A 14,589-nucleotide genomic window follows, 5' to 3' on the forward strand; every position below is an offset into this window, starting at 1 on the left:
CTATCAATATCATGTCAAAAAACTCGCTTCGACTCTACTGCTCCTCATGCAACTATCCGCAAACCACCTGTGTATGTAGCGATATAGATAACATTAGCGTACCTGTGAATGTGGTCATTTTACAGCATGCAAAAGAGCGAGAGCACGCAAAGAATACAGCACGTCTAGTGTCATTATGTATACCAACAGCAAAAGTTATCAGTACAGAGGACTCTGAGGCCGTTAATATGCTGCATGAACAATGCAATGCAACGAATTCGGCGGTTATTTACCCTAGTGAAGAAAGTATAGCGATAGAAGGTGATTTAGTAACACCACTTAAGGATACAGATACCTTTATTTTTATAGATGGAAGCTGGAAACAGGCTTTTGGTATGATGCAAAATCATAGTTGGCTTCAAACATTACCCGCCTATCATTTCAGTGAAGCACCTAACACTAACTACGCCATTCGACATACCCGCGTGAGTAACGCGTTATCAACCCTAGAGGCCGTGGCATACACCTTATCATATGCGTTTAACACCGATGTTGAACCACTACATAACGCACAGCAAGCGATGCAGCAGCATTGGCAAGGTCCGAAGTCTCATCGTCGTGGTAATGAATAAATCGATAATGATCAAAAAGATTTAGTATGTAAAACTAAATTCTACAACAGATAAAAGAAGCCATGAAAAAGGGAGAGGTAGAAAGCAAAAAATCAAATGCAAAGCATGACCTCGTGTTAAAGGTGCTTTATATTTTTCCATTTCATTCAATAATTCTTCTATTTTTCTACTCACTTTATAAGAATCTGCGCTTTGTATAAGCGTTGTTATTTCCTGTTCGTTAGCAGCTATTAATTGCTGCGACAAAGATTTCAAGCGCCTAATTAGCTGCAGCATGGGCCACAGAACAATCAAGGAAAAGCTCGCACCAAAGATAAAGATTACCGTTATGTCAGATACATGTACGGGTTGATTAATCCAAAATACAGGCATTATCGCCATCGCAAATAATGAAGTAAAAGCTGTGGTTAATCCGAACGTAAGCAAGTTTTGTAATACTGAAATTTGTTTTGATAGGCTTTCGCTCTCTACTACCTTCGACAGACTTCTTAAGTATTGGCTATTGGTTAAAATTTGAAGGCAGAATAGAGAGGTAAGCACCCAGAAAGGAATAGCGGTAACAGCGATAAAAAACACCTCGGGTTCATTGATACGCGTGATTACACCTTCTGCAATCATATAAACAATAGGCATAATAAACCCAATTGATGTTGACCAGATTAGATGCTGTTTAAACTTTCGAGATATTTCGCTGCGATGATAATAAAAACTTTGGTACTGCCGGTTCATCTCTAACATTTTATCTAAGTTCTGCGCCACTTTTCTATGAATATAGCGAATAGCAAATAAGAAATAACAGGTCAATAAACTAATACCTAGTGCAGTATTGAAGTCTCGCTGAGCATTTACCGATGGAATGGGAATACTGATAGTACCCACGAGTATGTGTACTGTTACTAGCACACAAAGCAGTGCAATAGGGTAAAGAATTAATGTGATATTTTGTGATTTCATTATTGGAAAAGCAGCACTACTACAGATTAATGCTACGTTGTTGCCTTTTAACTATTGAAAATATGTACTGCAAGCCAGAAAAGTAATATGAGGCTAAGACTGGCAACACACTTTTTAATTTCAAGTAAACCTTTCGCACTTGAGCTTTCACTACTAGATTCAATGGTACCAGCGCTTACTGAACCAGAAAAAATCCGACCACTATAGCCTGTTTTATCAAGTTTGTCTGAATTACGTAGTTTTTGTGCACGCCTGGTACTGTATAACTTCCAAGTTTTTCTTACGGCTCCGCAAATGATCATGATAAAGAACATAAAGAAAATGAGTAACTCACTTACCATCATTTCTCTATGAATAGAAAGCAACGGTATTAATAGCGCTAAGTAAACCAGCTTTAATATATAAGATACACCGAGCTTTACGATTACAAACGATCCATTTATATGGTCAGTCTCATTTAAGACAGTTACAAGTACATCCTTATCAAGATAATTGAGGTTCGAGTTTATCTGTACAATCGCGAAACCTAAAAAAAAGAAAAAGACGACAGAATTCATAAGATAAGCATATTGATAGAGGGTAGGCGGTGCTGACAATGGGCTTTCTACAAAAAACAACAATGTAACTAAGATACATGCGACGATTAATGCATTGAAGGCATCTAGTTTGTATCTGCTTCTTAGTTGTTTTCTCTTGAAACTAAATTCGCTCAATCGGTTGGTCTTTATCAATAGTGATATTAAAGCGCTGATTACATTCAAATTGTTAAACTTTAAACACAGCCATAAATATCCGCTACCTAAACTCATCAACAAGCCAGATGGAAAATTCGTACGCACAAATGCATCAGTTGCAGCGGCGTTAAAACCGTAAGCCGTAAGAAACTGGAAGAGAATTAACAATGAAACAACCAAGCATGGAACCAAGGCAATTAGGAATATATTTCTCGTACTGCTATCAGTGATTAAATTCATTGTTTATTCAAACGTCTTTTCACTTTTTAATACAACCATACTTTGGAGTCGTCTAAGAGCAGACTTAAACGATACGCTTAATACATAGCACGTGGCAATAACAAAATTTGTAATAAAAAATAAATACTTACTCTTTTTTCAAGAAACAAAAAACCCGCCTATCGGCGGGTTTTTTCATATAACTGCTCGCTTATTTGCGTAACTTCTGAATAAGACGAAGTTGCGCGATTGCTTCAGCTAGCTGGTGAGCTGCCTCTGCATAATCGAAGTCAGCGCCTGGGTTGGCGATGTGCTCTTCAGCACGTCGTTTGGCTTCTTCTGCTGCCTGCTCGTCAAGATCTTCAGCTCGAACCGCGGTATCAGCCAGTACGGTAACGTTACCAGGCTGTACTTCAAGTACACCACCAGCAACATAAATTACTTCTTCTTCACCGAACTGTTTAACCAAACGCACCATACCAGGTTTTATAGCAGAGATAAGTGGCGCGTGACCTGGGTGTATACCCAATTCACCTTCGCTACCTGTCACTTGAATCGTTTCTACAAGACCAGAAAAAATTTGTTTTTCTGCGCTTACTACGTCCAAATGTACTGTCATTGCCATGTGAACCTCCTGATTAGGTACGTAAGCATTATAAGGGCTAGCGTTAGCTAGCCGCCTAATTATGCTTTATTGGCTTTCTCTCGCGCTTCTTCGATAGAGCCAACCATGTAGAATGCTTGCTCTGGAAGATCGTCGTATTCACCTTCCAGGATACCTTTAAAGCCACTGATTGTGTCTTTAAGAGATACATACTTACCTGGAGAACCTGTAAATACTTCTGCTACGAAGAAAGGCTGAGATAGGAAACGCTGAATTTTACGAGCACGTGATACCACTTGCTTGTCTTCTTCAGACAGTTCGTCCATACCTAGAATCGCGATGATGTCTTTCAGCTCTTTATAACGCTGAAGAACCGTCTGTACGCCACGTGCGATATCGTAATGCTCTTGACCGATTACTAGTGGGTCAAGCTGACGAGATGTTGAATCTAGAGGGTCTACCGCTGGGTAAATACCTAAAGATGCAATGTCACGTGAAAGTACTACCGTTGCGTCTAAGTGAGCAAAGGTTGTCGCAGGTGACGGATCCGTCAAGTCATCCGCAGGTACGTATACCGCTTGGATTGAAGTGATTGAACCAGTCTTCGTTGACGTAATACGTTCTTGAAGTACACCCATCTCTTCCGCTAGCGTAGGCTGATAACCTACCGCAGAAGGCATACGACCTAGAAGTGCTGATACTTCAGTACCTGCTAGTGTGTAACGATAGATGTTATCTACGAAGAATAGTACATCACGACCTTCGTCACGGAACTTCTCGGCCATTGTAAGACCAGTAAGTGCTACGCGAAGACGGTTACCTGGAGGCTCGTTCATCTGACCGTACACCAACGATACTTTATCAAGTACGTTAGAGTCGTTCATTTCATGATAGAAATCGTTACCTTCACGAGTACGCTCACCAACACCGGCGAATACAGAGAAACCACTGTGCTCGATTGCGATGTTACGGATAAGCTCCATCATGTTGACGGTTTTACCAACACCGGCACCACCGAACAAACCAACTTTACCACCCTTAGCGAATGGACAAACCAAGTCGATTACTTTAATCCCTGTCTCTAGTATTTCTACTGAGCTAGACTGATCTTCGTAGCTAGGCGCTTCACGGTGAATAGACATACGCTCTTCTTCACCAATTGGGCCTGCTTCGTCGATTGGGTTACCCAATACGTCCATGATACGACCGAGTGTGGACGTACCAACTGGAACCATAATTGGGCCACCAGAGTTTTCTACTGAAAGACCACGACGTAGTCCATCTGTTGTACCTAGTGCGATGGTACGAACAACACCACCACCTAACTGCTGTTGCACTTCCAGGGTTAAACCTGATAAGTCACCTTCGGTAACTCGTAGTGCGTCATAAACTCTTGGAACCGCATCTTGTGGAAACTCAATGTCCACAACGGCGCCAATGATTTGGACGACCTTACCTTGACTCATAATTTGTCCTCGTTATCTCTTTTAAACCTTTGCCTACACCGCTGCGGCACCGCTAACAATCTCACTAATTTCTTGTGTGATTGCTGCTTGACGCGCTTTGTTATATACCAATTGCAGATCATCAATAAGATCGCCGGCATTGTCGGTTGCTGCCTTCATGGCAACCATTCGCGCAGCTTGTTCTGACGCTGCGTTTTCTACAACACCCTGGTACACCTGAGATTCAATGTACCGAACCATTAGTGATTCCAAAATTTCTTTTGGATCCGGCTCGTATATGTAATCCCAACGATGTTGATATTCTTCGTCTTGTGACTTTGGCAAAGGCAATAACTGATTGCTCACAGGTTTCTGTGTCATGGTGTTAACGAAGTCATTGAATACCAAGAATACTCGGTCTATTTTGCCTTCGTCGTACGCCTTAAGCATAACGCGCACAACACCCACTACATCACTCACTGATGGCTTGTCACCCAATCCTGACTCGGCTGCTAGCAAGCTACCGCCAAATCGATTGAAGAAGCCACAAGCCTTCGCGCCTAATGCAGCGAAATCCACTTCAACACCCTGATCACGCCATTGTTTAACGTTCTGAGCGACAAGCTTAAATTCGTTGGTGTTTAAACCACCACATAAGCCTCGGTCAGTGGAAACCACAATATAACCAACACGCTTGACTTCACGCTCTTCCAAGTAAGGATGGCGATACTCAAGGTTACCGTTAGCAATGTGACCAATCACTTTTAGCATGTTTTGTGCGTACGGACGGCCGGTGGCCATACGTTCCTGCGCCTTTTTCATTTTAGACGCAGCAACCATTTCCATTGCACTGGTAATTTTTTGAGTATTTTTGATACTCCCAATCTTACCTTTTATCTCTTTACCGCTGGCCATGACTATCTCTCCGATTACTCAACGTGTTGCCGGCGATGCTATTACACATTACCGGCTGCATTGATTACCAAGTTTGTGTCGCTTTAAAACTAGTTAATGCGTCATTCAACTTAGAGGCAATCTCGTCGTTGTAGTTACCTGTTTCGTTGATAGTCTTCATAAGGTCAGCGTGCTCGCTGTTCAAATACGAGTGAAGAGAGGCTTCAAAATCTAGGATTTTGTCCAGCTCAACGCTCTTTAGAAACCCTTTTTCTACCGCGAACAGGGATGCACCCATATCAGCAATTGAAAGTGGAGCATATTGCTTTTGCTTCATCAGTTCTGTAACGCGCTCACCGTGCTCAAGTTGCTCACGAGTCGCATCATCAAGGTCTGAAGCAAACTGCGAGAACGCAGCAAGTTCACGATACTGTGCAAGTGCTAAACGAATACCACCACCTAGTTTCTTGATGATTTTAGTCTGTGCAGCACCACCAACACGAGATACCGATACACCCGCGTTCACGGCTGGACGGATACCTGAGTTGAACAAGTCAGTTTCTAAGAAGATCTGACCATCAGTAATCGAGATTACGTTAGTAGGTACGAATGCAGATACGTCACCAGCTTGCGTTTCGATAATTGGAAGCGCAGTTAATGAACCTGTTTTACCTTTCACTTCGCCTTTGGTGAAACGTTCAACGTATTGATCGTTTACACGTGCAGCGCGCTCTAGTAGACGCGAGTGAAGATAGAAAACATCACCTGGATAGGCTTCACGACCTGGTGGACGCTTAAGTAGCAATGAAATTTGACGATAAGCAACAGCTTGCTTAGACAAATCATCATATACGATTAATGCATCTTCACCGTGGTCACGGAAAAACTCACCCATTGTACAACCAGAATACGGCGCTAAGTATTGAAGCGCAGCAGATTCAGAAGCAGAAGCAGCAACAATAATTGTGTGCTCTAACGCTCCGTGTTCTTCTAGTTTACGTACAACGTTTGCAATAGTTGATGCTTTTTGACCAATCGCCACGTACACGCACTTAACGCCTGTACCTTTTTGATTGATGATAGCGTCAATCGCCATTGCAGTTTTACCGCACTGACGGTCACCGATGATCAGCTCACGCTGTCCGCGGCCTACTGGCACCATCGCATCAACAGATTTATAACCGGTTTGGATTGGTTGGTCGACTGGCTGACGTTCAATTACGCCTGGTGCAATTTTTTCAACAGGTTCAAAACCTGCAGCTTCAATTGCGCCTTTTCCATCGATTGGCTCACCTAGTGTGTTAACAACACGACCAAGTAGAGCGTAGCCTACCGGAACTTCAAGAATACGACCTGAAGATTGTACTTTATCGCCTTCTTTCAGGTCCGCATATGGACCCATAACAACAGCACCTACTGAGTCACGCTCAAGGTTTAGTGCCATTGCGTAGCGGCTTCCTGGAAGCTCGATCATTTCACCTTGCATTACATCGGCAAGGCCATGAATACGGATAATACCGTCGGTTACTGCGACGATAGTACCTTCATTGCGTGCTTCACTGCTTACATTGAACTGTTCAATTCTTTTCTTGATCAGTTCAGCAATTTCAGTGGAATTAAGTTGCATGCTCTTATCCCCGTTATGCTTGCAACGCGTCTGCTAGACGGTTCAATTTCGACTTTACGGAACCATCAATTACTGTATCACCGGCATTTATTACCATTCCAGCGATCAGGGCAGGGTCCACGTTACAATTAAGCTTCACTTTACGTGCCAAACGTTTTTCCAACGACGCAATCAGTTCAGATTGTTGTGCGTCAGTCAGCGCTGAGGCTGACGTTACGTCAACTTCTATTTCTTTGTCATAATCTGCTTTAAAAGCATCAAATAACGCAGATATTTCAGGCAACGCGGCTAAACGTTTATTTTCGGCCAGCACCTTCATCAGGTTTTGACCGTATTCATCGAGTTGCTCACCACAAACATTCACAAAAATGTCCGACAGCGTGTCAGCGGCAACGGCACCAGTTAATAACTCGTGCATTTCATCGTTAGCAGCAACTGCACCGGCGAAGGTGAGCATTTCTTGCCATTTTGCAACAGCACTTTTCTCGACGGCAAAATCGAAAGCGGCTTTAGCGTAAGGACGAGCAACGGTTGTCAATTCAGACATGGCTCATCTCCTTCTCAAAGCTCAGCGACAAGTTTTTCAACAATGTCGTTTTGTGCGTTAGCATCGATTTCACGTTGTAAAATTTGCTGCGCGCCAGCAACTGCTAATGCAGATACCTGCTTGCGCAAATCTTCTTTGGCACGATTGCGTTCAGCTTCAACTTCGGCATAACCAGACGCGATAATTTTTTCGCGTTCTGCATGACCTTTCTGCGTTTCTTCGTCAACCAATTGGTTGGCGCGCTTTTTGGCCTGCTCGATAATTTCAGCTGCTTGCGCTTTCGCGTCTTTCATTTGCTCAGTGGCTTTCGCTTGAGCAAGTTCTAAGTCTTTCTCTGCGCGTTCAGAAGCTTCAAGCCCATCGGCTATCTTCTTTTGACGCTCTTCAATCGCTGCAATCAGCGGTGGCCACACATATTTCATGCAGAACACCACGAACACAGCGAAGGCGATTAATTGACCTATAAAAGTGGCGTTAAAATTCAAAATCGCCCCTCCTCTTAAAGTTCGCTAAAAAAGTGGTTAGTAGAATTAGGCACCAACAGCGAACAATAGGTATAGAGCGATACCAACACCGATCATTGCGATGGCATCGATAAGACCCGCTACGATGAACATCTTAACTTGTAGTTGAGGTGCTAGTTCAGGTTGACGAGCAGCAGATTCTAGGAATTTGCCACCAAGTAGACCGAAACCAATAGCGGTACCTAGGGCACCAAGACCAATCAGTAGTGCAGCAGCGATGTATAACATTTACGTCTCCGATTTTAAGTTAAATTTAAAGTTAAAAGTAAAACTCTGTAAAAACGGCGCCAATTTTCCAGGTTTAATCAGCGCTCGTTAATGCTTAATGTTCTTCACACGCCAAGCTTAAGTACACGATGGTCAACATCATGAAAATAAACGCTTGAAGTGGAAGTACCAAAATATGGAACACAGCCCACATGAAATGTAGTGGAAGCTGGAAGTAACCGATAGTGGCTATCAGAATAAAGATAAGCTCACTGGCATAAAGGTTACCAAACAAACGTAGCGCAAGTGATAACGGACGCGCTAACAGTGTTACTGTCTCAAGAATAAAGTTTATCGGGATAAACGCAGGGTGTCCGAAAGGCTGCATTGTCAGCTCTTTCATGAAACCGCCAATCCCTTTCATCTTGATTGAATAGAACAAGATTAAAATGAATACACCTGTTGCCAAGGCAAAGGTTAGGTTCAAGTCAGTGGTTGGTACTGCTTTGTTGTAAACGTCGTGCGGATCCATACCAAATGCGGCTTGGCCAATTAACCCAGACACCCAAGGGATAAGGTCAACAGGGACTAAGTCCATTAGATTCATCAATAAAACCCAGACGAAAATAGTCAGCGCAAGGGGTGCAATAAGTGCACTGCGTCCATGGAAGGTGCTTTTCACGTTGTCATCAACAAACTCGACAACCAACTCAACGAAAGCCTGCATTTTGCCAGGTACGCCAGTGGTTGCTTTTGACGCAACACTTCTAAAGATAATTAGAAAAAGTAAACCAAGTCCAATTGACCATGCCAGTGTATCGACATGCCATGCCCAAAAACCAGCATCAGAACACGCTTTGTTAAAAGCGATTCCATTGTCAGTTGAGCACATGGTGGCATTGGTCAAGTGGTGCTTGATGTATTCTGAGGTAGTGTATTCAGATGCCATTGTTTAACCCAAGTTGTAAAGTGTAAAAATTTAGTAACTGGTTATCGTGTTTCTAACGGTTTCGCTAATGTCGTTGTTATTCTTTCGAACCGTAATGAAACATTGCTAGCGCGTGGCTAACGGTTGTAATCACAAATGCCATAAACAAAACAAGTGGCACAACGTGTAAAAATCTAAATGCAATTACAAATAAAATAATTGTCAGCGCCAATTTCATTTTTGAACCTTGGCTAAAACTGCGTGCAACAAGTTCATTTTTACTCGCGCCAGCGTAACGAAACGCAAATGCAGTAAAAACTATTTTCGGCAAGATACTGATTAAGGCACCTGTCGCGGCTGAACTAGCCGTAATTAATCCGCCAACAAGCGCTGCTAATGCAACCATTACGGCGGCCGTGACAATTTGAAAAAGTAGCCCTTTTTTGGCGAGGGTCAACCCGCGTTTCGCTAACTTGTTTGTCACACTATCTCGCTGCTTGTTCACGTCTTACAAAAAGCGTCAGAAGTATACTGTTTTACCGACAATTTTCAACAGTACAACGCTTTTTGAAAGTTATTCTGAAAATTTCCTATTGCTATAACCGGAAAGGAGAGTGTCCGTTGTTGTTAACAAACCTTATCTCTAGGGCAAAAATGCCACGGTAAACAATAATACAAAGACCCAACAACCTATTGAATTTTAGAAATAATTCCATCTAATTGCTCTAAATCACTAAAGCTAATTGTCAGTTTTCCTTTGCCCTTCGCATTGTGGTCTATATTCACCTGTGCGCCTAAATTTTCTGAAAGTCGCGTCATAAGGTTTTGAACATCGGGATCAATTTTCTTTTCCGGCTTGGGTTTTGCGGGCTCTAAAAGCTTTTTCACTAGCTTTTCAGTGTCTCTTACTGTTAGTCCTTTGCCCGATACAATTTGTGCGGTGTCAGATTGAGTGTCGCCATCTAAGGCAAGTAATGCCCGTGCATGGCCCATTTCAATATCGCCGTGCTCAACCAATGTTTTTACATCGTCGTTAAGATTATTCAAACGCAATAAGTTAGATACCGTTGTACGAGATTTTCCAACCGCTTCAGCCACTTCTTGGTGAGTCAGTGAAAACTCACTCATTAAACGGTCTAACGCCTGCGCTTCTTCCATTGCGTTTAAATCTTCACGCTGAATATTTTCAATCAGCGCAATGGCAACAGCTGCCTCATCAGGCACATTTTTAATTAGGCATGGTACTTCATCAAGCTGCGCTAGTTGGGATGCACGCCAACGACGTTCGCCGGCTATAATTTCAAAGCGATTTTCATCTACTTTACGCACAACGATAGGTTGAATAATACCCTGGGCACGAATCGATGATGCTAATTCTTCTAGCGCATCTGGCGACATGTCTTTACGAGGCTGATATTTTCCAGGTACCAAAAATTCGATGGGAATTTTACTTAACTCACCGTTCGTTGATACAACCTCTGCGGCATCCTGTTCTCTTTGAGACGATGATTGGCTAGTAGCAAGAAGCGCATCTAACCCTCGGCCAAGGCCTCTTTTACGTGCTGACATAGTGTCCTCTATGGCATGTGCTGATAGGTAGCAGCTTATTTTTGTTTAACTCGCTTTTGCCTGAGAAGGCGAAGTTTTGTCCCTGCGTCGAAGAATTTCACCAGCAAGTGCTAAATAGGCTTTAGCACCGGTCGACGACTTATCGTAGTACATTGCTGGCGTTCCAAAACTTGGGGCTTCAGCAAGACGAACGTTTCTTGGTATCACCGTGCGATATACCTGCTCACCAAAATGACGCTTTAATTGCTCTGAAACATCGTTAGCAAGGCGATTTCGAGGGTCGTACATAGTACGCAAAACGCCTTCGATCTTCAATTCAGGATTCACAACAGATGCCAATTTTTGGATGGTATCCATCAATGCAGTTAATCCCTCAAGGGCATAATATTCGCACTGCATAGGAACCATCACAGAATCTGATGCCGCTAATGCGTTAACAGTGAGTTGGTTAAGCGACGGCGGGCAATCGATAAAGATAAAGTCGTAATAATCGATAACGGGTTTTAGCGAGTTGCGCAGGCGAACTTCTCTGGCAAACATTTCCATGAGTTTAATTTCAGCAGCAGTCACGTCGCCGTTTGCTGCAATGAGATCATATTTACCAGACGTATTCTTAACGATGACCTCATCAATGGGCTTCTCTTCGATAAGTAGCTCGAATGCCGTTGCATCGACTTCATATTTGTCAACGCCGCTTCCCATTGTCGCATTTCCTTGAGGATCAAGGTCGATAAGCAAGACTTTTCGCTTAGTCGCCGCCATGGAAGCTGCAACATTTACCGCTGTGGTTGTTTTACCCACACCGCCTTTTTGATTCGCGATTGCGATTACCTTTGCCACACTAAATCCTGTTTTAACGTTGCTGTGTCTTTCTCAGCCAAACTAAATGTCTTTCTCCATCCAAATTCGGTACTGTGATGTTTTCAGTGTTCACAACTTGAAAGTGATCACTTACTTCATCTATCTCGCTTTTTGGAAATTGACCTTTTAGTGCTAAAAACTGCCCATCTGAATCTACCAGATGTTCGCACCAGTGCAACATATCTTTTAGCGATGCGAAAGCGCGACTAAGTACAATATCATATGGCTTGTCACCGACATGATTTTCTACACGGCTGTTGACGGGCGTTACATTGGTGAGTTTGAGCGTATGCACGCATTGTGTCATAAAGCGAACCCGTTTACCCAAACTATCTAACAGCGTAAAGGTTTTATCTGGAAACGCTATGGCCAAGGGCATTCCCGGTAATCCGGGCCCGGTTCCCACATCAATAATATTCTCACCGGTCAAGTGCGGCACAATGGCGAGTGAATCTAGAATGTGTTTCACCATCATTTGCTTTGGGCACCTCACGGAAGTGAGGTTATAGGCTTTGTTCCATTTATCGATAAGTAAAACAAATTCAACAAGTTGGTGTTGCTGATTATCGGTTAAATTGAGTGAAAGGGCCTCGAGTCCAGAGGCCAATATACAATGCAAATCTTGCTGTGTAGTCATCAAAAGGATTCTGTCTTGATATTGAGCGCGGTTAGGCGCTGATTTTTTCGTGTTTTCTTAGCATGCCATGTTTTTTTAGGTAAACCAGAAGCAGCGATATCGCCGCTGGTGTAATACCTGATATTCGCGACGCTTTGCCTATTGTTTCAGGTCGAGCCTCGGTAAGTTTAGTAACAACTTCATTGCTAAGACCCGAAATTTTACTGAAATCCATATCACGTGGAAGCAACGTATTCTCGTGGCGCTGTGCTTTGGCTATTTCATCCATCTGACGCGCAATATAACCTGCGTATTTAATTTGGATTTCTACCTGCTCAGCGGCTATCGGATCGGTAAGTCCAGGTCCAACGCTTTCAATTTCCATTAACTGAGAATAGGTCATCTCTGGACGACGAATTATTTCCTCTAGAGAATGTTCACGACTCACCGGTGTTTTTAGCATGGTGTTAAGTTGAGGTGTTGCAACGTGGTCTTTGTGTATCCACTGGCTGCGCATACGCTGAGTCTCAGTTTCAACGGCTTCCATCTTTTCGTTAAACTTAGCCCAACGCGCATCATCAACTAAACCAATTTCTCTTCCACGGGCCGTCAGGCGACTATCTGCATTGTCTTCTCGCAGTAATAGTCTGTATTCAGCACGGCTGGTAAACATGCGATAAGGTTCTTTGGTCCCCATCGTAGCCAGATCATCGATAAGCACACCCATATAAGCCTGATCCCGGCGCAAAATGAGCGGGTCTTTTTGCTGAACTTGAAGCGCAGCGTTAGCGCCAGCCACTAGACCTTGAGCCCCAGCTTCTTCGTAGCCAGTAGTGCCATTGATTTGGCCGGCAAAAAATAGTCCATCGATAAATTTGGTTTCTAGCGTTTGCTTGAGATCACGCGGATCAAAGAAATCATATTCAATAGCGTAACCGGGTCTAACGATATGCGCATTTTCAAAACCTTTGATGGAGCGAACAAGGTTCATTTGAATATCGAAAGGTAAACTGGTTGAGATCCCGTTTGGATAAACTTCAATGCTGTTCAGTCCTTCAGGCTCAACAAAAATCTGATGAGAGTTTTTATCTGCAAATCGCGTAATTTTATCTTCAATGCTAGGGCAGTAGCGAGGACCTATTCCCTCGATATTTCCAGTGAACATTGGAGAACGGTCTAATCCGCCGCGGATAATGTCATGGGTTTTTTCGTTAGTGTGAGTGATATAACACGGAATTTGTGTTGGATGCATATCACGATTACCCATAAACGAAACAACCGGAGTAGGGTTGTCGCCTGGTTGAGCTTGCATAACTGAAAAATCCAGTGAGCGTGCATCAAGTCTTGCAGGTGTACCTGTCTTTAAGCGATCTACGCGAAATGGCAGTGCTCGTAGTCGGTCAGCCAATGCGATAGACGGGGGATCGCCTGCTCGGCCTCCGCGGTAATTTTCTAACCCAATGTGGATAGTACCACCTAAGAACGTACCTACCGTTAGAACAACAGTTTGCGCTTTGAACTTTAAGCCCATTTGGGTAACAACGCCGCAAACGCGATCGTTTTCGACAACCAAGTCGTCTACGCTTTGCTGAAATAACGTGAGGTTAGGTTGATTTTCGACAATGCTGCGGATCGCGTTTTTGTAAAGCGTCCGATCCGCCTGAGCGCGTGTTGCTCGTACGGCAGGACCTTTGCTTGAGTTCAACGTTCTAAATTGAATACCACCGTGATCGGTAGCCAGTGCCATTGCACCGCCTAAAGCGTCGATCTCTTTAACCAAGTGACCCTTACCAATTCCACCGATCGCAGGGTTGCACGACATTTGGCCAATCGTCTCGATATTGTGAGTAAGCAAAAGTGTATTTGCACCCATGCGTGCAGCGGCAAGAGCGGCTTCTGTGCCTGCATGACCACCACCTACAACGATGACATCAAATGCTTGAGCATAAAACATGGAGTAAACCTCACTGAAAACTATCGATAAACCAAAATCTTTTAGTCAGCATTTGCTGAAAAAAGGGCGCGTATTTTAGCTGACTTATTACCTAAAGAAAATGATTAAATTTTCCTCAAACTAGAGGTTTGAAAAAGTGTGATCGGCTTTAATGATCTTAAGATCTCTTTTAGATATGTTTTATATTTACTTTTATTAGGATCGGCAAGATCTGTGGGTAACCGATCAAAACGCATTTAGATCATCGTCTTACGCGATCAATAACTTTGGGAAACACAGTCATATAACCCCCTAT

At 43.3% G+C, this 14,589-nt stretch carries 16 protein-coding genes; 1 reads left to right on the plus strand and 15 read right to left on the minus strand.

Going from position 1 to position 14,589, the window contains the following annotated elements; translation table 11 throughout:
- Positions 1 to 11: 11 nt before the first annotated feature.
- On the plus strand, positions 12 to 611 hold the full coding sequence (locus AC27HD_RS16295; RefSeq protein ID WP_487107151.1) for a tRNA-uridine aminocarboxypropyltransferase: 600 nt from the start codon (positions 12 to 14) through the stop codon (positions 609 to 611).
- A 21-nt stretch (positions 612 to 632) separates the two neighbouring features.
- On the opposite strand, the gene AC27HD_RS16300 is transcribed toward AC27HD_RS16295, so the two are convergent.
- The 15 genes from AC27HD_RS16300 to mnmG all read right to left on the minus strand — a co-directional run bounded on the left by AC27HD_RS16300 (position 633) and on the right by mnmG (position 14,294).
- Positions 633 to 1,565, minus strand: a complete 933-nt coding sequence (locus tag AC27HD_RS16300) for a hypothetical protein (RefSeq protein WP_487107153.1) — start codon at positions 1,563 to 1,565, stop codon at positions 633 to 635.
- A 47-nt stretch (positions 1,566 to 1,612) separates the two neighbouring features.
- Complete coding sequence (locus tag AC27HD_RS16305; protein ID WP_487107155.1) at positions 1,613 to 2,539, minus strand: hypothetical protein; 927 nt, start codon at positions 2,537 to 2,539, stop codon at positions 1,613 to 1,615.
- 190 nt (positions 2,540 to 2,729) lie between these two features.
- On the minus strand, positions 2,730 to 3,143 hold the full coding sequence (locus AC27HD_RS16310) for a F0F1 ATP synthase subunit epsilon (protein WP_032095253.1): 414 nt from the start codon (positions 3,141 to 3,143) through the stop codon (positions 2,730 to 2,732).
- Between the two features lie 59 nt (positions 3,144 to 3,202).
- A complete protein-coding gene (gene atpD / locus AC27HD_RS16315) occupies positions 3,203 to 4,588 on the minus strand; it encodes a F0F1 ATP synthase subunit beta (protein WP_032095252.1) in 1,386 nt (461 codons plus the stop codon).
- Positions 4,589 to 4,621: 33 nt separating this feature from the next.
- Positions 4,622 to 5,482, minus strand: a complete 861-nt coding sequence (atpG, locus tag AC27HD_RS16320) for a F0F1 ATP synthase subunit gamma (RefSeq protein ID WP_032095251.1) — start codon at positions 5,480 to 5,482, stop codon at positions 4,622 to 4,624.
- A 64-nt stretch (positions 5,483 to 5,546) separates the two neighbouring features.
- Positions 5,547 to 7,088: a F0F1 ATP synthase subunit alpha gene (gene atpA, locus AC27HD_RS16325; protein ID WP_032095250.1), complete on the minus strand. Its 1,542-nt coding sequence runs from the start codon at positions 7,086 to 7,088 to the stop codon at positions 5,547 to 5,549.
- A gap of 13 nt (positions 7,089 to 7,101) precedes the next feature.
- On the minus strand, positions 7,102 to 7,635 hold the full coding sequence (gene atpH, locus AC27HD_RS16330) for a F0F1 ATP synthase subunit delta (protein ID WP_032095249.1): 534 nt from the start codon (positions 7,633 to 7,635) through the stop codon (positions 7,102 to 7,104).
- 14 nt (positions 7,636 to 7,649) lie between these two features.
- On the minus strand, positions 7,650 to 8,120 hold the full coding sequence (atpF, locus tag AC27HD_RS16335) for a F0F1 ATP synthase subunit B (RefSeq protein WP_032095248.1): 471 nt from the start codon (positions 8,118 to 8,120) through the stop codon (positions 7,650 to 7,652).
- Positions 8,121 to 8,165: 45 nt separating this feature from the next.
- Complete coding sequence (gene atpE, locus AC27HD_RS16340; protein ID WP_032095247.1) at positions 8,166 to 8,387, minus strand: F0F1 ATP synthase subunit C; 222 nt, start codon at positions 8,385 to 8,387, stop codon at positions 8,166 to 8,168.
- Positions 8,388 to 8,481: 94 nt separating this feature from the next.
- Positions 8,482 to 9,315 carry a F0F1 ATP synthase subunit A gene (gene atpB / locus AC27HD_RS16345; RefSeq protein WP_032095246.1) on the minus strand — a complete coding sequence of 278 codons (834 nt, stop codon included), beginning with the start codon at positions 9,313 to 9,315 and terminating at the stop codon, positions 8,482 to 8,484.
- A gap of 76 nt (positions 9,316 to 9,391) precedes the next feature.
- On the minus strand, positions 9,392 to 9,778 hold the full coding sequence (locus AC27HD_RS16350) for an ATP synthase subunit I (protein ID WP_032095245.1): 387 nt from the start codon (positions 9,776 to 9,778) through the stop codon (positions 9,392 to 9,394).
- A 206-nt stretch (positions 9,779 to 9,984) separates the two neighbouring features.
- Entirely contained in the window at positions 9,985 to 10,863 is an 879-nt protein-coding gene (locus tag AC27HD_RS16355; protein WP_032095244.1) for a ParB/RepB/Spo0J family partition protein, read from the minus strand.
- Between the two features lie 45 nt (positions 10,864 to 10,908).
- The gene (locus AC27HD_RS16360; protein ID WP_032095243.1) at positions 10,909 to 11,703 is read right to left on the minus strand and encodes a ParA family protein; all 795 of its coding nucleotides are present in this window, start codon (positions 11,701 to 11,703) and stop codon (positions 10,909 to 10,911) included.
- Between the two features lie 13 nt (positions 11,704 to 11,716).
- Positions 11,717 to 12,361: a 16S rRNA (guanine(527)-N(7))-methyltransferase RsmG gene (gene rsmG / locus AC27HD_RS16365; RefSeq protein ID WP_487107160.1), complete on the minus strand. Its 645-nt coding sequence runs from the start codon at positions 12,359 to 12,361 to the stop codon at positions 11,717 to 11,719.
- 31 nt (positions 12,362 to 12,392) lie between these two features.
- On the minus strand, positions 12,393 to 14,294 hold the full coding sequence (gene mnmG / locus AC27HD_RS16370) for a tRNA uridine-5-carboxymethylaminomethyl(34) synthesis enzyme MnmG (protein WP_487107162.1): 1,902 nt from the start codon (positions 14,292 to 14,294) through the stop codon (positions 12,393 to 12,395).
- Positions 14,295 to 14,589: the final 295 nt, after the last annotated feature.

The sequence above is a fragment of the Alteromonas sp. 4NS20-0143 genome (assembly GCF_057542855.1).